This is a genomic window from Algoriphagus sp. NF (assembly GCF_028823735.1).
GTDB lineage: Bacteria > Bacteroidota > Bacteroidia > Cytophagales > Cyclobacteriaceae > Algoriphagus > Algoriphagus marincola.
Window position 1 is genome coordinate 34,566 of record NZ_JAPEIB010000027.1, and the last position, 21,459, is coordinate 56,024.

Consider the following 21,459-nt stretch of genomic DNA (forward strand, 5'->3'; position numbering starts at 1 on the left):
AATACTGAACAATGAAGTGAATGATTGGACATCCGGCATCGGACATCAAACAAAAACCAAACACCCTGCCGAAACAGGGCTTCAGTTATGGAACAAAACAACGAATACCAAATTCTCCTGTACTATTGCTATGCAAAAATCGAAAACCCCGAAGAGTACAGGGAGCAGCACCACCTATTTTGCGTGGAAAACAACATCCGGGGTCGAATCATCATTTCAGATGAGGGATTGAACGGAACGGTCTCCGGGCTGAAAGAGGATTGTGAAAAGTACATGGCTTATGTCCATGCCGATCCTCGATTTGCCAAGACTGAGTTCAAGATAGATAATCATGATAAGCATGCTTTTGCCAAAATCCACGTAAGGTATAAGCCGGAGATTGTGCACTCTTCCCTTCGACATTTGGATCCCAATGTCCGAACCGGTAAGCATTTGGAGCCGGAAGAGTTTAAAAAGCTCAAAGATCAGGAAGACGTGGTCATTTTGGATGTCCGCTCAAACTACGAGCATGAGTTAGGGCACTTCAAAAATGCACTCACTTTGGATATTGACAATTTCAGGGATTTCCCAGAAAAAGTGAAGGAACTGGAGCATTTGAAAAACAAGAAAGTCCTGACCTATTGCACTGGAGGAATCAAGTGTGAAAAGGCATCCGCATTTCTTTTGGAGCAGGGTTTTGAAGATGTCTACCAGCTTCATGGTGGCATTATCAAATACGGAATGGAAGCTGGCGGAGAGGATTTCGAAGGTAAATGCTATGTCTTTGACAATCGGATCGCTGTAGATGTCAACAAAGTGAATCCGACCATCGTATCCAAGTGTCATGTCTGTGGTACTCCCTCCGACCGCATGGTCAATTGTGCCAACTCGGTCTGCAATATCCATGTGCCTATCTGTGAATCATGCGGATGGGAATTGGAAGGTGCTTGCTCTCCTGAGTGCAAAGAGCATCCCGAGAAGCGTCCCTATGATGGTACAGGATACTATCAAAAAAATACCAACGGTTACAATCCTTACAAAGGACTTCACCGAAAGCCAAATAAGGATCAGATCTTAAAACTACATGGAGAAACACAGGATTCCTGCATCTGAGTTGATTATCAATCCGGATGGAAGTATTTATCATTTGCATTTGAAGCCAGAAGACCTGGCTTCACTTGTTTTTACAGTGGGCGATCCGGATCGGGTTGCTCAGGTTTCCCAGTATTTTGACCGGATAGAAATCAAAAAGCAAAAGCGCGAATTTGTGACGCATACGGGTTATCTCCGGGGGCAGCGGGTGACAGTCATGAGTACAGGAATGGGTACAGATAATATCGAAATTCTCATGACAGAATTGGATGCTTTAGTCAATGTAGACCTTGATAATCGAATAGTCAAGGATGAAAAGACTGCTTTGAAAATCGTCCGTTTAGGAACATCAGGTAGTATGCAGGCGGATATCCCGGTAGGAAGTCTTCTAGCCTCTGAAATAGGGATAGGAATGGATACCCTGATGCAGTTTTACCCATCTTTAGCTGATGATCAATCCATAGCAGAGCTGATTAGACAGGAGTTGGGGCTTGGTTTTTTGCCTTATCAGGCATCGGCTTCATCAGATTTGCTTGGTAAGCTCGATAAACGATTTTTTAGAGGTGTCACGCTGACTTGTCCCGGATTTTATGCTCCCCAGGGAAGGGAAGTTCGATTAAAACCTCGATTTGAAGATATGATTTCAAGCTTGTCATCTATCGAATCAAAGGGTAAGCGCTTAACCAATTTTGAAATGGAAACGGCGGGCTATTATGCCATGGGAAGACTTCTTGGACATGAGATGCTAAGCCTGAATGCTATCGTAGCGAATCGTCCCAAAAATGAATTTGATAAAAACGCTGCAAAAACCGTGGATACGTTGATCCACACAGCCTTAGAATTATTCGTTGCTTAAAAAGTGATCACCCTTACGCGAGATACCGACGAGAGAGGGAAGATTTTTCCAATTGAAAATCTTCCCATTCGTGGTAATCAATGTCTTGTAAAATCCTAGTCAAAAACTCAGCACACTCTTGCTTGCAAACATATATACCAAACAAGTTTTGATTCTCATTAACTCGAAAGGTTCGTTTGCTATCAAAGAGTTTGACCAAGTCCGCCCAACTACCCAAAATCAATAATTCGTCTCTATCCTTGATAGTTTGAATTATCTTAAAATTTCCAAGTTGACTTGAAATTTTCATAGCTTAAAAATGATTAATGATATTCAAACTTATGAAATCACCGTACATCTAACAATACGTAGAAATACCTATTTTTCAGTCTTACAGCGTAGAAACTGCTTTTGAGAGTCAGAAAACTGTTTTAAAAAATAAAATATAAGCGCTATGCTTAGTACAGGTTATCCTTGTTGTTTTGTGCCCAGATCAATAAGGAGTTGTGCTTTTTCTCCAGATTAAGCTTGGAAATAATATTTGAACGATGCTTGTCAACCGTTCGCTCAGAAATAAAAAGCTGCTCGGCAATTTCTTTGGTCGAATGACCATCTGCGATCAAGCGGAGAATTTTGAGTTCAGAAGGGGTCAAAGAATGGTCAGAGAGACAATCTTCCTTTTTCAGACCTTCAAATAGTTTTTCACTGAAAAACTCCTGTCCAGATAGAACGGTGTCAATGGCTTTTCGAAGGTCATTGAGAGCAAATTCCTTAAGGATATATCCGCTGATGTTGAGTTCCTTCGCTTGCTGATAAAATTTCAATTCTTTGTGAAGGGTCAGTAGAATTACTCGGGTTTTTAAGCCTAATTTTTTGCAATCCGCTGCTACTTCCAGACCGGTCATTTCGGGCATTTCCAAGTCGAGAATAGCAAGCGGAGGCTGACTGTCTACGATGGCATCTAATGCATCCTTACCATTATGGAAGGCTCCAATCACTTCAAGTCCAAGATCTGCCAAAAATTCATGAAGTCCCTTCAGAAGTATCGGATGATCGTCTGCAATGATTACCTGATGACGCTGATTATCCATAGATAAAAAAACTTAGTTTGGTTCCCTTTCCCTTCTCACTGTTTACCTTCATGGTGCCTTTGATAGATCCTGTACGTTCTTTGAGAGTTTTGAGGCCTAGACTATGAAAGTCTTGGTATTTCTCCGAAAAATCAAATCCTTTTCCATTATCCTCAATGCTCAACTCGATATGATTTTCTCGTTGTTCAAGAAGCACGCGCATGGCTTTGGCCTCCGAATGCTTCAGGATATTGTTGATGCTTTCTTGTGCGATTCGATATAGCTGCAACTCCACATTTTTGTCTAATGTTTGGGGCAAGGGTTCTATTTCATGCGAAACGAAAATATCTGTTTCCGAATCTATTTGATCCAAAAGATGAATCAATGCCTGAGCTAATCCCAGTTTTTCCAGTTGCATGGGATGGAGTGACCTGGCGATGGATCGCAATTCGCTGATTGCGGTATCGAGCATTTCGCCTGCATTTTCCGGCTGATTGAGGGCAACTTTGTTTTTGATGAGTAAGAGGCTTTGACCTAAGCCGTCGTGTAAGTCCTTTGAAATTCGCTTTCGTTCCTCTTCTTGAATTTTAAGTAGTTCCTGCGAAAATTCCTCCTGAAGCTTCTTTGCCTTTCGGGTGTTTTTCAGATTCAATGATAGGAAAAAGATAATACCCCCAACGATTAGAACAAGAATAACTCCCAGGAATACTTGAATGCGAAATCTGGTTTCAGTTTGTAAGTCTTCAAGTTCAAGATTTTTCCGAAGGATTTCTCTTTCCTTTTTCTCTGTCTCGTAGAGTGTCTGGTAGTAAGCAAAGGATGTTGCCTGATTCGCTTCAAAAATGGAGTCCTTATAACTCGTAAGCTGACGGAGAGCATTGAGCGCCTCATCAGTTTGGCCTGATTTTTCATAAGCTTCTTCCAAAAGCTCCAAAGCTCCTATTCGGTGATCCATGTTTTCCTTGCTAGCTGATAGATCGAGAAGCTGCTGAGCAATTGCTTTGCCTTGAACGAGGTTTCCCGACTTTATTTCAAGAAGGCCTTTGGTGATCAGGTAGGCTCCATTTTCATTCCAGTTTTGGGGTACTTTGTCTTTTACTTCTTCACCTTTTTGGAAGTATTTCCTTTGAGATTCAAGTTCATTTTTCTCCCCATAATGCCTAGAAAGCGAAAAATAGGTCATGGCTTCCAAGTAAAAATCCTCCGGCTCAAATGGAATGAGAGCCTCCAGTTCTTTGAGTTTTTGAAGCTGAAGAGTTTCTTCCCCCATTTTTCGATAGGTCTCAGCCATATTATAGAGCTGTACCCCTAGGTCACCTTCAATTTCTCGGGTTTTATAAAACTCCACCAATTCCTCTCTGATACCCTGTGCAGGATCGTAGATGCCATATTTACTGAAAAGGATAGCCATACCACCTTTGGTGTAATTGGCAAAATCTTCATCACCTTGGGATTCATAAATGTCTCTTGCAATCTGATAGTCTTGCATGGCTTCAAGCATATTGCCTTGATAATCCTCCGCTTGACCTCTGAAAAAATAGGTGTCTGCGATGTAAAGTGAATCATTTTCGTCCAAATGCTCCAAAGCCCGGGTATAATGAGAAATAGCTGAGTCAAATTCCTGTAGATTGAACCAGGCACCCGCAATTTTTAGCTCGAGATTTCCGAGCAAAAGCGAGTCCTCGATTTGATTCCGATAGGAGAGCGCTTTCTCGAGGAAAGATTTTTTGACCCAATTCGAACTATCCAAAAAGGTAGGATAGTGAAAGAAATCAATGGCTTGCCTTGCCATATTCTCATACTCCTCTGAGCTTTCATAGAAATTGATCAATTGAAGATAGAGCTGGGTTTTTACGCTGTCAGGAGTATCCTTTTCTTTGATTATTCGGGTCCAGTTTTCAGCCTGCTCAGCGGTCGGGGGATTTTCCTGCTTCTGAAAACCGAAAGCAGAGCTGTTAAAAAAGGCCAATCCTAAAACAATAGAGTAAAAATATCGAAAGGGCATAGCTCAAATATACATAATGATCCGAATAAGAGGCCTTTATGTTGCTATTGTTTCTTTTTGGAAAAATCTGATAAATTGAGGCATGAGTCAGTTGACCGAACAGATTGAACTTGCCCTGCGAGAAAAGTCAATTCCCGAGAAAGCCGCATTTTTTCCCAAGTTTTTCAAGGCCTTTCCGGGAGGATATGGAGAAGGTGATTTGTTTTTGGGTGTGAAGGTGCCTGATCAGCGAAAGATAGCCAAGCAGTTTTTCAAAGAAATTAGTCTGAAAGAGTTATCCGAATTGGTCCAGAACCCTTATCACGAAATGAGACTGACCGGGCTTTTGGCATTGGTGTATCGCTATGAAAAGACTAAAACAGAACCTGGAAAAAAGGAGCTGGTTGACTTTTATTTGGCTCATTTGGACTATGTGAACAACTGGGATCTAGTAGATACAAGTTGCCATCATATTTTGGGAGCATACTATCTCAAAAGAGAAAAAAATCTGTTTTATGATTTAGCAAACTCAGATCAACTCTGGAGGCAGCGAGTGGCGATGATTAGTTCTTATCATTGGATCAAGCGAGGTGATTTCAAGGATGCTTTGGCTTTGGCGGAGCAGCTTAAAAATCATCCCCATGACCTGATGCACAAAGCTGTGGGTTGGATGCTTCGGGAAATTGGAAACCAGGATTTTGATGTGGAAATGGGATTTTTGAAAAAGCACTACCAATCCCTGCCTCGAACAGCCTTACGCTATGCCATTGAGAAGTTTCCGGAAGAATTGAGGCAGGATTTTTTGAAGGGCAGGATTTAGAAATATGGTGGAAATACAATTGAAATATATCTCGCTATGCTCGAAGAAATAGGCTTTTAAAGCGAGAGAAATAGAGTTTTCTAATATTTCGGCGACCGAAGGGAGTCTTGTTCCGTCCCGATTTATCGAGAAGTATATCCACCATATTTCAAGACTTTAGTCTTCAATCCCCTCCAATTCACTCAATTCCAACCAAGTCATTTCCAATTCTTCCAGTTGGGAGTCAATTTCAGCAATCCGATTCGAAAGCTTCAAAAGTTCCTCATGCTCCTCAATTCCAGCTGCGATTTGCGTGGTGATTATTTCCTTCTCGCCCTCTAGCTTTGCAATCTGCTCATTCGTCTTTTTGAACTCCTGCTTTTGCTTAAAGCTCGCCTTGATTTTTGATACAGACTTCTCAGTCTCCTCAACTTTATTTTCTTCCCTTGTCTCTTGTCTCTTATCTCTCGCTTCTAGCGTTTTGCTACTTGATTCTAGATACTCTCTATAATCCGTATAATTCCCCGGAAAATCTCGAATCACCCCTTCTCCCTCAAACACAAAGAGGTGCTCCACCAATCTGTCCATAAAGTATCGATCATGCGAAACGATGATCAGGCAGCCCGGAAAAGTATCCAAAAACTCCTCCAGAATATTCAAGGTCATCAGATCCAAATCATTGGTAGGCTCATCCAGTATCAGGAAGTTGGGATTCTTGATCAGAATCATCAGCAATTGCAGTCTTCGACGTTCCCCTCCGCTCATTTTCCCGATGGGTGTAAACTGCTGTTTGGGAGGAAAGCCGAATTGATTTAGAAACTGTCCGACGGTGATAGTTTGTCCTTTGTTAAGCGTGACTACTTCGGCCACTTCCTTCACCACGTCAATGAGTCGTTTTTCCTCATCAAATCGGTCCTCTTCCTGTCTGTAGTAGCCAAATAAGGTGGTTTGCCCTTGAGTAACTTTCCCCTGATCGGGTTCGATAAGCCCTGTAATCATCTGCAGAAATGTCGTCTTTCCGGCTCCATTGGGGCCTACTATCCCAATACGGTCCTTTTTCTTGAAGATGTAAGAGAAATCTTCAATCAGTTTCTTCTCTCCATAAGACTTGCTGATTTTATCGATTTCAAGGATTTTATTACCCAAGCGTTGCGTAGATACGGACAACTCAATATCCCGCTCTTCCCGCTTGGTAAATGCCTTTTCCTTCGTCTCTTCGAAAGCATCCACACGATACTTGGATTTGGTTCCACGTGCTTTGGGTTGTCGGCGGATCCAGTCCAGTTCCTTTTTGTATAAACTTTTGGCTTTTTCGATCTCGATGTCCTCGATCTGCATTCGCTCCGCTTTCTTGTCCAGAAAGTAACCATAATTGCCTTGGTATCGATGGATTTTGCCCTGATCGAGTTCGAGGATTTCATTGGTGACTTTTTCCAAAAAATAGCGGTCGTGAGTTACCATAAAGATGGCTAGATTGGCTTTGGCTAGGTAATCTTCAAGCCATTCTATGGTTTCCAGGTCCAGATGGTTGGTGGGTTCGTCGAGCAGTAGCAAATCCGGTTTTTCGAGAATGGCTTTCGCCAAAGCTACCCGCTTTCGCTGACCTCCTGAGAGGTTTCCCACGGGCAAATCCGTGTCGTGAAGGCCGAGTTTGCCCAAAACTTCTTTCACTTGATATTCAAAATCCCAAGCCTGCAGCGCATCCATCTGCTCAAAAAGCTTAGCCATTTTATCGGAATTGTCTATCCCGCGCTCTGAGTCCAACATGGCTTTGTGATACTCTTCGATAACCCGAAGTACTTCCGAATTGCTTTGATCAAAAATCGTTTGATAAATGCTCAGATTCGAATCGAAAACAGGGTTTTGATGCACATAGGCGATTTTGACGGCATTGTTGAGCGCCACTTGTCCGGTATCCGGGATTTCCAATCCCATGATGATTTTCATCAGGGTGGATTTGCCAGCTCCGTTGATGCCGACTAGAGCTATTTTTTGTCCCTGGGAGATACCGAATGATATATTGGAAAAAAGCTTACGCTCGCCAAAGGCTTTGCTGAGATTCTCAACTGAAAGGTAATTCATGGGGCAAAAGTACGGGAAAATACTGGGGAAATACGATGGAAGTACAATAGAAATAGGGCATCGTTCGGAGGCTGAAACACTGTGGAAATACAATAAAACACACCCTCCTTCGTCGGGTGACATAGTATGGAAACAGATTTGATTCGGCTCAAAAAGTTTAGAAATACGGCTCATTTATTACGTATGATGAGCCGTATCAACACCAAGTTGATTGGAATTGAGCCGAAAATTTCTTGGTTAAATTGATTGGAAAAAGAGATGCTTGAATCTGTGATCCAGAATAGCTAATTTAGATTAATATAATTTTGACTATGGATATCGCATTGGAAAAAATAAAATTGATCGAATGGCTTGCAGGCCTTGAAGATGTCAGGATTTTGAAAGAATTGATTGCTTTAAAAGAGAATTCTGGACAGGATTGGTGGGAGAATCTATCGAATGAAGAACGGGAGGAAATTGAAATTGGAATGAATCAAGCCGAAGGAGGCGACCTAACCAAACATAAAGATGTAATGAGCAAGTATCAAAAATGGACTTAGAAATTTTATGGACCCCTCAAGCCATCAAGGGTTTTGAAAGGATTCTCAATTATTTGGAAATCCATTTTTCAGACAAGGAAAAGAAACGATTTCTAAATGATGCATCTAGATTTTTTGAAATGATTAAAGTGCATCCTGAATTACTACCCAAAAGTTCCTCACAAAAAAATCTTTATAGAGGCCCTTTAAATAAATACACCGTGGTAGTTTATCGATATCAACCTAGGAAAAAGCAAATCCAACTTTTATCCATTAGAGCTTCTCGGGAATCAGGCATTTAATGCTCAATCAACCAATTTAATCAACTCAAACCGAAATGCATCCTCCTCTGCCTCGGGGTTTTCAGGGTTGTTTGCAGAGATATAAAGGCCTTTTTCGGTGATAAAATGATTGTTGGGGAAATAAATTCCGCCTTCAAAATAGCTTTCGGTGATCAAGGTGAGATCTTCATTAAATACCTGAATCACAAAAGGTCCTGGATTTTCCCGCAAAGCGAGTAACTCTTCTTCTTTTTCAATGGCCAAAGTGGGGTAGGCAAAGCGATAATATACTTCCCGATATTCATCGTAAACTAGGGTCTCATAGCGGGAGGAAGCGGTCAGGTATTTTTGGGTGTCAAAGCGCTCCCCATCTACCGGAAAATAGGGGAGTGTTTCATCCAAGTATTGGCTTTTACCGTCAAAAATTTCTAATTCCCCAAAGCGAATTTGTTTGTAAAGTCTATGGTCGCCAAAGAGAGAGTAAACGGTGTATTCTGGCTGAAAAACGAGGCTTGGCTCGAAAAATTTTAATCCTGAATTTAAATAGCCTTCAGGGTAGGTTAGTTCTGTAGATTGAAAGGATCCATTCTCAAGATTAATTCCATAAGCAAGTAAGGATTTATGGAGACGCTCTTCTGTCATTTGTCTGTAATTCCCCTCTGCAAGTGTTTTAACAAGCATTTTTCCATTTTGCAAATTGGGAGCACTCCCAAAATAGGCATTGTGCACAAAGGCATTCGTGTGGCCTTCTGGTTTGTTGTATTGGATTCGGTTTTTGATGATTCCAGTGGTATCGGTTAGGGTAATGACAGGGACCATTTGTGTAAATAGAAAAATGCTGTCAAGGCTGTGGATATATATTCCAAAAATACTTCCCACTCCCTGTGGTCCTTCATATTGGTAAAATATTTCTTTGCTGAGTTTTTCAGCATTTAAGGCATAAAACTGCAGTGCATTGGTATTCCAGTTGACATTGACCAAATAGTCTTCGTATCGAACTAAGCCGGTACTGATATTGGCGGTCAGACTGTCGATGGGTATGCGGAGGATTTCTCCGCTGGCCTCGAACTTAATGCTTTCACTATGCTTTGTGGATTCCCTGCATGCAAATGTGATGAACAGGACAAATAGGAGTGAAAAAAGGCAAAAACTTTTGAAATAACTCATGCTTAAAACTAAGAGGTTTTCAGCAAAAAAAAGGCTTAATTGAAAGATTTAATGTTTTCTTTTGATTCCAATGAAACCAAAACAATCTGATCCCATGAGATTTTTTTCATTCAGGCTAATTCTTTTCAAATGGCAGCTCGCTAAGCTATCTTCGAAGTACCTAAACCGATTTACCTTTATGAAAACCATTCATGATATCCTCAAGCTCGGTGATCCGAGATTGTATCAATCTTGCGAGCCAGTACTTCAATCTGAACTTCCCCAAGTTTCCGAATGGACACAGCAGCTCCATGAAGCCATGGAAGATATCCGACGGGTTTATGGATTTGGAAGGGGAATAGCGGCTCCTCAATTGGGGATCATGAAGCGGCTATTTTACCTCAATCTCGACCGGCCTTATGTGGTGATTAATCCAGTGCTTAAAAATTTGAGCGATGAGAAATTCGAACTCTGGGATGATTGCATGTCTTTCCCCAATCTATTTGTAAAAGTAGAGCGGCATCAAAGCTTGACTCTGGAATACCTGGATGAAAACTGGGAAGCGCAATCCTGGACTGTGGACGGTGCTCTTTCAGAATTGATTCAGCATGAATACGATCATCTCGACGGAGTGCTCTGTACGATGCGGGCGATGGATGAGAAAAGTTTTAAGTGGAGGGTTTAATTTAGAATTACGATGGAAATAAGCTCCGATAAATCGGAGCGAAATACTTGGTCTAGTCTCGAAATATTTCACCGAGCGAAGCGAGGTTTATTTCTATTGTATTTCACGAAGTGTATTTCATTTATTCATGGCGCCATTTTTGATCTTCTCCCATAAATTTTAATTCATGTCCAAACCCTGGCATTCCTATATCAAGCAGTTTCGGCATTACCTGAAAATCGAGCGCTCGCTAAGTGATAATTCCATCGAGGCCTATTGCCGGGATGTGCAGCGATTGGCAGAGTTTGTGGATTTGGATTTTCAGGGCTTGAGTCCCTTGGAACTTAGCTCCAAAGAGCTTCAGGCTTTTGTAAGAACGATAGGGGAGCTTGAGCTTTCCGAATTTACACAGGCCCGGATGATCTCGGGTATTAAAGCTTTTTATCGCTTTCTGGTTTATGAGGATTTGGTCAAAAAAGATCCTGCTCAGCTGCTGGAAACACCTCGATTGGGGAGAAAATTACCAGATACCTTGAGCTTCGAAGAAATTAATCAAATCTTGGAAGGGATTCCTTTAGGAGAGGCCCAAGGTCATCGTAATCGGGCAATGTTGGAGTTGCTCTACAGCAGTGGTTTGCGTGTTTCGGAATTGATTAACTTAAAAAAGGGGCAGATTTTCGAAGATATCGGCTTTTTGCGAATCGTGGGAAAGGGCAATAAGGAGCGATTGGTTCCCTTTGGAAAGGATGCGCTAAAATACCTGAAAATATACCAAAAGGAAGTACGTAATCACCAGACAATCGCCCGCGGTCATGAGGAGTATGTTTTTCTCAACCGACGGGGTAAAAAATTGAGTAGAGTGATGGTATTTATGATCATCAAGGAGGCGGTAGCGCGGGTGGGCATTCAAAAAAATGTCAGCCCTCATACTTTTCGGCATTCCTTTGCTACACATTTGATAGAGGGTGGCGCTGACCTACGTGCAGTTCAGGAAATGTTGGGTCATGAAAGTATCACCACCACTGAAATTTACACTCATTTAGACCGGGATTACCTGAGGCAAGTACTGACGGACTTTCATCCGAGAAATCAGAAAAACGCATAATCGGTGATTGTATTCACCAATTGTACATAAAACAATAAATCAGGATAGTTAGGGACTGATTGAAATAAAAAAATCCCCGAGAAAATCCCCAGGGAAGTTTAGAATCCAGATGAAAATTTAAGTTCATCGGACATCCGACACCGGACTTAAAGCATCATTTCTTTAACACCTCTCTCGAAATCACCAACTTCTGAATTTCAGATGTTCCCTCACCAATGGTGCAGAGCTTGGAGTCTCGGTAATATTTCTCCACAGGATAGTCCTTGGTAAATCCATAGCCTCCGAAAATCTGAACCGCCTCATTGGATACGGATACAGCCACCTCAGAAGCATAATATTTGGCCTGAGCTCCGGCAAGCGTTACTTTCTCACCCTTGTTTTTCAAGTCTGCGGCTTTAAAAGTCAATAAGCTGGCCGCTTCCACTTGGGTAGCCATATCGGCTAGTTTAAAAGAAATGCCCTGGAATCTACTGATCGGCTGATTGAATTGCTGTCTTTCTTGGGAGTATTGGATAGAAGCCTCAAGCGCTCCCTGAGCTATGCCTAAAGATAATGCTGCAATGGAAATTCTACCTCCATCCAGAATTTTCATGGATTGAATAAAGCCTTCCCCGACTTCTCCCAAGATTTGACTTTCGTGAACCTTACAATCCTCAAAAATCATCTCTGCAGTCTCAGAAGCCCGCATACCGAGTTTGTCTTCTTTTCTGCCTCCTTTGAATCCAGGAGTGCCTTTTTCGACCACAAAAGCAGTCATTCCATGTGAATCCCCAACTTCACCTGTTCGGGCAATGACAACGGCCACATCTCCCGAAACACCATGGGTAATGAAGTTTTTCGCTCCATTGATGATGTAATATTCTCCTTCTTTTTTGGCGACAGTTCGCATATTTCCGGCATCCGAACCGGTATTTGGTTCAGTCAACCCCCAAGCGCCCAACCATTCGCAGGTAGCGAGTTTGGGCAGGTACTTTTTCTTTTGCTCCTCATTACCAAACATCATGATATGTCCGGTACAAAGGGAATTGTGGGCGGCCATTGATAGACCTACGGAAGGGTCTAATTTAGAAAGTTCTGCGATGGCTGTGACGTATTCAAAATAGCCAAATCCGGAACCTCCGTATTCGGTAGGGACCAATACGCCCATCAGTCCTAATTCTCCAAGTTTTTTGAAAAGTTCTAAGGGGAAATGCTGCTTATCATCCCATTCTTTGCGAAAAGGGGTGATTTCTTTCGCTCCGAAATCCTGGATCATCTCGGCAATCATCCGTTGATTCTCATTCATGTTGAAATTCATGGTATTCTTTGGGTTTATATGCTGTATATCAAACCCTAAGATTCAGAATAAGTTTGGTTCAAGCAAATCGTCCAATTCCATAGAAGATTGTGTTCTTTTCCAAAAAGGATACTTTTTTTTCTACAAAAAATCTCTTTTTATTATTTAATTGCTATGAAATATTGCTCTGCTTGGGTTTTTATTTGTCTATTACCTTCCTAAAAAAATCTACTGTCATGAAATCGAGCCTGCCTACAGCAGAGATTCTCCCGATTCTCGGGACAAGCTATCTGGCCTTATAAAAAATTATAATCATATGAAACTTCGAGTTTGGTCTAGCTTTCTCCTTTTTTTAGTACTTAGTTCATACGTATTTGGACAATCTCCTCGACAGATTGTCGACAGTTTGCTGAATAGCGCACAGCAGGAAAACACTGATGAAACTCTCGCTGCGATCTATGGGGAATTGGGCTGGACCTATGCCGCTATTAATTTGGATTCAGCGATCTACTATGGTCAACTGGCGGTCGAACTGTCTGAGAAAACAGGAGATGAGACGCTCTTGGCACAATCTTACAGTGATTTGGGCAGTGGATACCTGCAAAAAGGTCAGCTTCAGGAGGCAGGTGAGGTATATCTAAAATCCCTTGAAATTCGAGAGGCAAATCGGGATTCGCTCGGAATGGCAAAAGTTTACAATGCCTTGGGCTTTATCCTTCAGCGGAAGTACGAATCAGATTCTGCGATCACTTATTTTTTGAAAGCCCTACCCATTTTCGAGAAGGAAGGGGCGCTGCTCAATGCCGCTACTATTCTGAATAATATCGGAGTGATCTACCAAAACATGTCCAATTATCCCAAGGCCATAGAGTTTTACGAACGGGCTGCTGTCATGCGAGAGGCTCAAAAGGATTTCAGGAATCTGATTGGGAGCTATGCCAATCTGGGGACGGCTTACAAGTATCTGGGTGATTTTGAACTGGCTGAGGAATATTTTCAGAAAGCCATTGACTTGGCAATTCGGGAAGATGATCCTCTCAATTTGGCGGTTTCCTATCGGATGTATGCCTTTTTTCTTCAAGAAAAAGGAGACATGAGTCGACTAGAAGAGGTTGCTCAAAAAGGTCTCGAAGCTGCCAAAGCTGTCAATGCACTCTATGAGGAAGCTACCATGGAGTATGCTTTGGGAGTGGTCGAAAACACAAAAAAGAACTACAAAAAGGCGAAAGACTACCTAGAATCGGCAGCTGAAAAGTTTGTGAGCCAAGGTGCCGAGGATGATGTGTTCGGGCCTTATTTGGAGTTGATCACAAGCTTTGCCGCACTAGGAGATGCCGACAGTTCGAGGTATTATGTAAACCTCTATCAATCCACCCTGCGAAGCAAGGAAGAAAAAGCTGCAAAGGAACTGACTGCCGAACTGGAGACCAAATATCAAACAGCCCTCAAGGACAGTCAAATTTCGGAGCAGCAACTGCAAATCCGCAATAAAAACTTTCAACTTTATGGTTCGCTTCTTATGGCCTTGGTGCTCGGACTGGTGGGCTACCTTCTTTACAAGCAGCAAAAGCTGAAAAACCGACAATTGGAGCAGGAGGTAGAACTCAAGGAGGCTTTGGCTCAAATCGAGACTCAAAATAAACTGCAGGAACAAAGGCTTTTGATCGCCCGCGACTTGCATGATAATATTGGGGCGCAATTGACCTTTATTATTTCGTCGATCGAAAACCTCAAATATTTTGAACCCATCAAGGAAACCCTGACTCCGCGCTATGAGTCGATTGCCAATTTCACGAAGCAGACGATCCGCGAACTCCGGGATACTATCTGGGCAATGAATAGTGGGGCTGTTACTTTGGAAGATTTGGTCGGTAGGGTCAAAAATTTCATTCAACAGGGAAAACAATCAACAGATGTCAAACTCGATTTTGTACAGGAGGAGGGGCTGGACCTTTCGAAGAAAATCAGCTCGGCGAATAGTATTCAGATCTTAAGAATTTTGCAGGAAGCTGTTCAAAATGCTGTCAAATACGCCGATGCAAGTCAAATTCTAGTAATTTTTTCTCTCGGTGAAAATCAGCTTCAATTTCAGGTCATCGATAATGGGAAGGGCTTTGATCTGGAAAAGGTCAAAGCGGGGAATGGCTTAGGAAATATGCAAAAAAGAGCTGAGGAAATAGAGGCCAGTCTATCTGTGAAATCTGAAATCGGGCGAGGAACAGAAATTAGCCTATTACTCCTGCTGTAGTGTTGTCAAGGTTAAATAGGTGATTTGTCGTATTTCGAAGCGATGTGTTTCGATTTAATTTTGAAGAAAAGCCTGAATTGCCTTTTCCTCTGATTTTGTCGCAATGCCTCTATCCGATCTGACTCTTTCTGTATTGATCTTTTTGATCTTCTTTGTCCTGGCAGCCTTTCACTTTTTGCTCATTCGCGAGTATGCCAAGCAAAAGCGGATTCAAAAAAAGCGATTGGAGGACTTGGAAATTCTGGTGCAGGAAGAGATACAGCGCTCACGGAATTTGGATCAAAGCAGTACGATTTTGAAAAAAATAAAAAAGAAGACGGATCAACGATTGGAGCTGATCCGACTTCAGATAAAGTCTTTGGATAAAAATTCGGGTGAGGCTAAGCTCTGATCAATCCGGCAAGGCAAAAGCCACATAGCTATCCCCACTTTTGGTGCCCTTTCCTCCACCGCATGCAATCACCAAAAACTGCCTTCCATTTTGCTCATACATCGCCGGGGTAGCATGACCCGAAGCGGGGAGCTCAGCCTGCCACAGAAGCTCGCCAGTTTCCTTATCAAATGCACGGATCTTCTCGTCTTTTGTCGCTGCAATGAAGAGCAAGCCTCCGGCTGTGACTACTGGTCCTCCGTAATTTTCTGTCCCTGTTGGCGCAAAGCCTTGCTCACTTAAAGAGTCAATTTCTCCCAAAGGCATCTGCCATTTGCGCAGTCCGGTTTGCATATCGATGGCTGTCAAAACTCCCCAAGGTGGGTTGGACCCATAGAGCCCATCTTTTGTGACGAGCTTTTTGTAGCCATTCATGTAGTATCGAGGATTGAGGGCCGCATTTTCTGCTTCCAGTTCCTTTTTGTCTCCTTCCTGACTTTTGCCCAGCAAATAATCGACTAAAACATCCCGCTGCTCTTCGGAGAGATAGTCAAAGGCAGGCATGGCACCTCGTCCCTTTTTTAGCAAAGCAGTGAGGGAATCAGGACTGTATTTCGCGTCTAGATTCAATAGAGCAGGGATAGCCGGGAGGTTGCCTTTTCGCTCTAGACCATGGCAATTGCCACAGTAATTGGTGTAAACTGATTTACCTACATTTTCAAAATCTGAATTAGGGGTCATTTCAATCATCCATGGGATTTGATTGGCATTGACATAGAATGTCTGTGTCTCGGGATCAAAAGCTGCTCCACCCCATTCTGCTCCGCCATCCATTCCTGGGAAAAGTACAAGAGGCTTTTCAGCATTTGGAGGGTACCACATGTCTCCATAAAGTGCATTTTGAAGCTGATCGCGAATATCAGCCTCCCATTCGGGTTTGAGGTTTAGGATATCTTTTTCCTCAAAAACCAAATTCATGAAAGGCTCAGGAAGCGTCGGAAATGGTTGAGTGGAACTGCTTTTCTCACCTGGTAAACTGCTCTGTGGGACAGCTCGCTCTTCGATGGGCCAGAGGGGCTCTCCACTTTCCCTATCGAAGACAAAAGTGAAACCTTGCTTGGAAGTTTGGGCGACAGCATCGATCCATTTGCCATCATGATTCACGCGAATAAGGGTAGGAGGAGAGGGGAAATCCCGATCCCAAACATCATGATGAACTCCTTGAAAATGCCAGATTCGCTCCCCGGTTTTGGCATCCAAAGCCAAAAGTGAATTGGCGAAGAGATTGTCTCCGTGACGGTAGCCTCCCCAAAAGTCATAAGTGGCTGACCCCGTGGGTATAAATACCATTCCCCGCTGGTAATCGACCACCATTCCTGCCCAATTATTGGCACCACCGATTTGGGAAACATAGCTGGGATCCCAGGTGTCAAAGCCGAATTCATTTTCCTTAGGAATCGTATGAAATATCCACTCCATTTTCCCAGAAGGGATATGATAAGCCCGAATATGTCCCGGTGCAGCATCCAGGCCTTCGGATAGTCGCATTCCGATGATTAAAAGATCTTCGAAAACCACGCCGGGTGCATTGGCCACGATCAAAAAATCCTCTCGTTTATCATCCAGTCCTTTTCGTAGATCTATTTTTCCGCCATCTCCAAAGCTTTGAATAGGTGCTCCTGTCAGTGCGTCCACCGCCATGAGCCAGTTTCCTGCCCCAACGAGGATCCGTTTATCTTTTCCTTTTTCCCAATAGCTTACACCTCGGTTGGTTCCGGCCCAGGAGTTTTCCCCTCCTAAAATCTCAAAGGGATCAAAACGCCAAATTTCCTCTCCACTGGCTGCGTCCAAAGCAAAAACATCCAAGCCGGGCGTGGTTGCGTAAAGAAATCCATTTTTGACGATAGGTTGACATTGGATCTGAGATCGCTCGGTGGCATCGCCAGTTTGGTAGGTCCAGGCTACGGAAAGCTGATCCACATTTTCTCGGGTGATTTGAGTCAAAGCAGAATACCGGCTTCCATCTTTCGGGCCTCCGTAATACGACCAATCGGTATAATCGATTTTTTTTGGTTCGGACTTACAAGCGGAAATTAAAATAATGGCAGCCCAAAGGGTAATTCTACTTTTCATTGGGTTTTGGTTTGAGGGTAGGAAATTACTGATTTGGATAAGAATACGGAAAATCTAGCGGGCCCGGATAGAGAAAATCAAAGCCTTTTTCCAAGATTTTCTGACCAGAAATGATTCGCTGATCATTCTCTTTTTCAGGGGCATAGCTAAGTGGAGGATCGATCCCCAATTCTCGGGCATTCTTTTCATAGATTTCCTTGCGAAGTGGATGTTTTGGGGCTACACCATTGAAAGTTTCTCCCCAGAGTTCCTTTTCGATGACATAGGCAATCAAGCGAGCCGCATCCAGTCGGTAGATGAAGTTGACCCCAGTATGGCCTGTTACGTTTTCCTTTCCTGAGAAATATTTCCCCGGGATTCGATCATCACCCAACAGTCCCCCAAAGCGGATAATGCTCAGCTTTTGACTGAGGTTTTCTTGTAGGTATTTCTCTGCCTTCCAAAGGTTGAGGTTCCCGGAGTTTTCAGCATTTAGAATATCATTTTCGGTGTATCCCGATTGATTATTTTCGTCCGGATAAACTCCTGTCGAACTCACGTAGACCACCTTTTTGATCGCTGAGCTTGAAAGTAAGTCTTTCAAAAACTTTAATTGCTCCAAGTATTTTTCTCCGCCATCATAGCGGCTTCTCGGTGGGATATTGATCACTAGAGTTTCTGATTGGAATAGCTGCTGAAAGCCCACACCTGAGGGATAGGGGTCGAGTGAAAATTGGATGGCATTGATTCCTTCCTTTAGCAGCAGATTGGCTTTTTCGGCTGTGGTTGTGCTGCCGATAACCTGATGACCTTTTTCCTGAAGGATTTTTGCTAAGGGCAAACCGATCCAACCCAAACCGATAATGGATATTTTTTGCATACGTGAAAATAAAAAAACCTCTGTCTGGAAAAAATATAATTCCGTCATCGCGATCTCGAAAAGGTCGAGAGAAGGGATCTTAAAGTTGATTTATTGAAATCAGGAAAGATTGCTTCACTTCGTTCGCAATGACGGAAATCTTTTAAGATTGCCTCTTAATTCTAATCTTTTTTCGGGAGAGTGCCCAGAATGTAATCCCAAAGTGGGGTACTTACTCCGAAAGCCACATCAGGGTCCTTGTAGTGGTGGATGGCATGGTTGACCCAAAGGATCTTTAGAAAGTTTTTGGGAGGGTTGAATGCATGTACGATATAGTGTACACCCAAATAACTTGCATATCCAAATAAAAATCCGGGCAGGAAATAAAAGGCGAAATTGCCCATGATCAATTTGAACACCAAATAGAAAATCGCAGCATAAGCAGCACTCACAAAAGGAGGCATGGCCAATCGATCTTTGTCTTTGGGGTAGTCATGATGTACTCCGTGAATGGAATACTGCAATTTGTCCTTCACGGGCGTATCCGGCTCCATGTGGAAGAAATGCTTATGCATCATGTATTCCACGAAAGTGAAGGAGATATATCCAATAAAAAATAGTCCGATAGCCAATGGCCAAGAAATCACCGTAGTGGTTATTCCATAATAAATGGATATCCCTGCAAAAACAAGGAACATGGTAATGGGGATAGAGATATGGGTTCTTGAAATTCGTTCCAAGATCGGATTCTCAAACATTTTGGCAGAACCGTTATTATCCGGTCTATCCAGTCTTCCTATCTTTTTCATGGGACTATGGGTTGCAACAGTTGGTCTCATCGCTTGCAAAATTAACTAATTATGATTCTAAACCTTATTGATTTTTGTCAGATTTTTTCTTTTTGCTTGAATTAGAGAGATTTCGCCATCGACTTTTCGATGGTTTCTTCATAGTATTTTACATATCGAGGGAGAATGTTTGAAATGTCAAATTCCTTGGCTCTTGCCAGCGCATTGTCTTTGAAAGTTTGGAGGTTTTGGTCATCTAAGATGATTTTAGCCTTCTCCTTCATATCCTGAATATCTCCCACTGCACAAACAAACCCTGTTTTTCCGTCAATGTTTAGCTCAGGAATACCTCCCGCGTCGGAAGTCAAAATAGGTACTTCGCAGGCCATAGCCTCCAGGGCAGCCAATCCAAAGCTTTCCTTTTCAGAAGGCATGATAAATAAGTCCGAAACTGAAAGAACTTCTTCCACTGCATCCAGTTTGCCCAAGAAACGGATGTCATTACAGGTGCCCAATTCCCGGCAAAGCCGCTCCATTTTGTCCCGCTCGGGGCCATCTCCTACGAGAAGCAGTTTGGCGGGGATTTCTTTTCGGAGTTCGTAGAATACCCGAATCACATCCTCAACGCGTTTTACCTTTCGGAAGTTGGAAGTGTGTACTAGTAGCTTCTCACCATCCGGACAGATTGCAAGTTTAAAATGTTCTTTCTTCTGCTTTTTAAACCGCTCCAGGTCGATGAAGTTGGGAATCACCTCAATGTCACGCTTGACACCAAAATAAGCGTAGGTCTCCTCCTTTAGGTCCTGGGAAACTGCCGTCACGCCATCGCTGTGATTGATACTGAAAGTGACCACCGGCTCATAGCTTGGGTCTTTTCCTACTAGGGTAATGTCCGTACCGTGAAGGGTCGTCACCACCGGAATGTGGATTCCCTGCTCGGCGAGGATCATCTTGGCCATGTAGGCCGAAGAAGCGTGCGGAATGGCATAGTGAACATGCAAGAGATCCAGGTTTTCATATTTCACTACAGAGACCATCTTGCTTGCTAATGCCAATTCGTATGGCGCATGCTCAAAAAGTGGATAGCTTTTGATATCTACTTCGTGATAAAACAGATTTTCACTAAAAAAATCCAGTCTTGTCGGTTGTCGATAGGTGATAAAATGAACTTCATGACCGACTTTCGCCAGCCCTTTGCCAAGTTCTGTTGCGACGACTCCACTACCACCGAAGGTAGGGTAACAAACAATTCCTATTTTCATTTTCAGGCTATTGAGCTTATCAGCGTCTAAAACACGCATAAACGCAAGTTTTGTTCAAAATAAAAGGAATTAATCGGATATCCAGATTTTATCTCCACTATTCGAAGCTGCTATACCTTTGATTTCAAGGTGTTTGGTCAAAAATGTACCTCTGAGACTGACTTTAACTAATTCCTTTCCGATTTCCTACCTTCTTCCATTCAAAAGAAAATGTATGCTGCTTTGCTGCTTTTCCAGAAGCCGCACAAGGAAAAATTGACAAAAACATTCGGGGTTTCTAAAACCCCAAAGGTTAATGCAGCCGACACATGATCTGAAATTCAGCCATAAACCTAGAATATGGGAATCAAAGGAAAGCGCAGACTCCTTTAGACCAGTGCTACTTAGAAATTATTAACTAAATTTGGATAAATCAGTAAAAAATATTTAGTAAATTCTTGTTTTTCTCATGGTGGGGACGCTACTTTTAGTTCAAGTTTTCAGCGCTGAGAGCTTTTTTAATCAATCGTTTAATTTTAAATCTTTGAAAAAATGAAAAGCAAAATTCTTGGATTGGGTATTGTCGCTACCCTGGCTCTATTGGGTCAATCTCAAAATGTAAATGCAATCGAAGTTGATGGTCCTACTACTACAGTAGAATGTCCTAACGGAGACAAATACCTTTGCTATACAAATGCTGAGGGGTTAAATGTAAGAAAAGGAAAAGGAAAAACTATTGTTACTATAGCACCATGAAAAAGCCTCTAATTCTTTTATTTATGGTGTATGGGGCTTCTATGTTGTTGATCGCTCCAATTAAATCCCAAACCGCTAAAGCTCAACAACAGGTTGTTTGCCCTTCTGGTGACAAATATATTTGCCTAGATTCTCACGATGAGTTAGGAACTATTTACCGAGGCAAGGGTAGAGTAATTGTAATTCAATGAAGAAGAACCGTTTAACAGTTGAAACTATGGCCGTTATATTTTCGGCTATAGTTTCTTTTCTAG

At 42.5% G+C, this 21,459-nt stretch carries 20 protein-coding genes; 10 read left to right on the plus strand and 10 right to left on the minus strand.

The features are described 5' to 3' along the window. The first annotated feature begins 87 nt into the window (after positions 1-87). Positions 88-1,092, plus strand: a complete 1,005-nt coding sequence (gene trhO, locus OU792_RS13140; protein WP_134201492.1) for an oxygen-dependent tRNA uridine(34) hydroxylase TrhO — start codon at positions 88-90, stop codon at positions 1,090-1,092. Beyond that, on the plus strand, positions 1,064-1,927 hold the full coding sequence (locus OU792_RS13145) for a nucleoside phosphorylase (RefSeq protein WP_134201493.1): 864 nt from the start codon (positions 1,064-1,066) through the stop codon (positions 1,925-1,927). Before trhO ends, OU792_RS13145 begins: the two co-directional genes overlap by 29 nt. A gap of 13 nt (positions 1,928-1,940) precedes the next feature. On the opposite strand, the gene OU792_RS13150 is transcribed toward OU792_RS13145, so the two are convergent. From OU792_RS13150 to OU792_RS13160, 3 genes are all read right to left on the minus strand, one after another. Then, on the minus strand, positions 1,941-2,216 hold the full coding sequence (locus tag OU792_RS13150; RefSeq protein ID WP_026948038.1) for a hypothetical protein: 276 nt from the start codon (positions 2,214-2,216) through the stop codon (positions 1,941-1,943). Between the two features lie 148 nt (positions 2,217-2,364). Next, on the minus strand, positions 2,365-2,997 hold the full coding sequence (locus tag OU792_RS13155; protein WP_026948039.1) for a response regulator: 633 nt from the start codon (positions 2,995-2,997) through the stop codon (positions 2,365-2,367). Then, on the minus strand, positions 2,990-4,981 hold the full coding sequence (locus OU792_RS13160; protein WP_274670412.1) for a tetratricopeptide repeat-containing sensor histidine kinase: 1,992 nt from the start codon (positions 4,979-4,981) through the stop codon (positions 2,990-2,992). Before OU792_RS13160 ends, OU792_RS13155 begins: the two co-directional genes overlap by 8 nt. A gap of 82 nt (positions 4,982-5,063) precedes the next feature. Between OU792_RS13160 and OU792_RS13165 the strand changes: the two genes are divergently transcribed. Next, entirely contained in the window at positions 5,064-5,780 is a 717-nt protein-coding gene (locus OU792_RS13165; protein ID WP_274670413.1) for a DNA alkylation repair protein, read from the plus strand. A gap of 156 nt (positions 5,781-5,936) precedes the next feature. On the opposite strand, the gene OU792_RS13170 is transcribed toward OU792_RS13165, so the two are convergent. Continuing rightward, positions 5,937-7,841 (minus strand): ABC-F family ATP-binding cassette domain-containing protein, encoded by a 1,905-nt coding sequence (locus OU792_RS13170; RefSeq protein WP_274670419.1) that lies wholly within the window; start codon positions 7,839-7,841, stop codon positions 5,937-5,939. A 311-nt stretch (positions 7,842-8,152) separates the two neighbouring features. On the opposite strand from OU792_RS13170, the gene OU792_RS13175 reads away from it, so the two are divergent. Together OU792_RS13175 and OU792_RS18690 are read left to right on the plus strand one after the other, a co-directional pair. Continuing rightward, positions 8,153-8,380, plus strand: a complete 228-nt coding sequence (locus OU792_RS13175) for a hypothetical protein (protein ID WP_026945155.1) — start codon at positions 8,153-8,155, stop codon at positions 8,378-8,380. Then, positions 8,371-8,661, plus strand: a complete 291-nt coding sequence (locus tag OU792_RS18690; RefSeq protein ID WP_446698900.1) for a type II toxin-antitoxin system RelE/ParE family toxin — start codon at positions 8,371-8,373, stop codon at positions 8,659-8,661. Before OU792_RS13175 ends, OU792_RS18690 begins: the two co-directional genes overlap by 10 nt. Before the next feature lie 3 nt (positions 8,662-8,664). Here OU792_RS18690 and OU792_RS13180 read toward each other — a convergent pair whose 3' ends face one another. After that, positions 8,665-9,807, minus strand: coding sequence for a DUF4221 family protein (locus OU792_RS13180; RefSeq protein ID WP_274670414.1), 1,143 nt, complete (start codon positions 9,805-9,807; stop codon positions 8,665-8,667). A gap of 178 nt (positions 9,808-9,985) precedes the next feature. Between OU792_RS13180 and OU792_RS13185 the strand changes: the two genes are divergently transcribed. Further along, the gene (locus OU792_RS13185) at positions 9,986-10,471 is read left to right on the plus strand and encodes a peptide deformylase (RefSeq protein ID WP_134201499.1); all 486 of its coding nucleotides are present in this window, start codon (positions 9,986-9,988) and stop codon (positions 10,469-10,471) included. Between the two features lie 166 nt (positions 10,472-10,637). Beyond that, positions 10,638-11,555: a site-specific tyrosine recombinase XerD gene (xerD, locus tag OU792_RS13190; RefSeq protein WP_134201500.1), complete on the plus strand. Its 918-nt coding sequence runs from the start codon at positions 10,638-10,640 to the stop codon at positions 11,553-11,555. Between the two features lie 154 nt (positions 11,556-11,709). On the opposite strand, the gene OU792_RS13195 is transcribed toward xerD, so the two are convergent. After that, entirely contained in the window at positions 11,710-12,852 is a 1,143-nt protein-coding gene (locus OU792_RS13195; RefSeq protein ID WP_026945160.1) for an acyl-CoA dehydrogenase family protein, read from the minus strand. Positions 12,853-13,147: 295 nt separating this feature from the next. Between OU792_RS13195 and OU792_RS13200 the strand changes: the two genes are divergently transcribed. Both OU792_RS13200 and OU792_RS13205 read left to right on the plus strand, forming a co-directional pair. Next, a complete protein-coding gene (locus OU792_RS13200; protein WP_274670415.1) occupies positions 13,148-15,079 on the plus strand; it encodes a tetratricopeptide repeat-containing sensor histidine kinase in 1,932 nt (643 codons plus the stop codon). 103 nt (positions 15,080-15,182) lie between these two features. After that, positions 15,183-15,470 carry a hypothetical protein gene (locus OU792_RS13205; protein ID WP_026945162.1) on the plus strand — a complete coding sequence of 96 codons (288 nt, stop codon included), beginning with the start codon at positions 15,183-15,185 and terminating at the stop codon, positions 15,468-15,470. On the opposite strand, the gene OU792_RS13210 is transcribed toward OU792_RS13205, so the two are convergent. From OU792_RS13210 to bshA, 4 genes are all read right to left on the minus strand, one after another. Continuing rightward, positions 15,471-17,582: an outer membrane protein assembly factor BamB family protein gene (locus OU792_RS13210; protein WP_274670416.1), complete on the minus strand. Its 2,112-nt coding sequence runs from the start codon at positions 17,580-17,582 to the stop codon at positions 15,471-15,473. A 25-nt stretch (positions 17,583-17,607) separates the two neighbouring features. After that, positions 17,608-18,441 (minus strand): NAD(P)-binding domain-containing protein, encoded by an 834-nt coding sequence (locus OU792_RS13215; RefSeq protein ID WP_274670417.1) that lies wholly within the window; start codon positions 18,439-18,441, stop codon positions 17,608-17,610. Positions 18,442-18,602: 161 nt separating this feature from the next. Continuing rightward, entirely contained in the window at positions 18,603-19,229 is a 627-nt protein-coding gene (locus OU792_RS13220; RefSeq protein ID WP_222584619.1) for a sterol desaturase family protein, read from the minus strand. Between the two features lie 101 nt (positions 19,230-19,330). Then, positions 19,331-20,470, minus strand: a complete 1,140-nt coding sequence (gene bshA / locus OU792_RS13225; protein WP_026945166.1) for an N-acetyl-alpha-D-glucosaminyl L-malate synthase BshA — start codon at positions 20,468-20,470, stop codon at positions 19,331-19,333. Between the two features lie 531 nt (positions 20,471-21,001). Between bshA and OU792_RS13230 the strand changes: the two genes are divergently transcribed. Beyond that, on the plus strand, positions 21,002-21,205 hold the full coding sequence (locus tag OU792_RS13230; protein WP_134201506.1) for a hypothetical protein: 204 nt from the start codon (positions 21,002-21,004) through the stop codon (positions 21,203-21,205). The last annotated feature ends 254 nt before the right edge of the window (positions 21,206-21,459 follow it).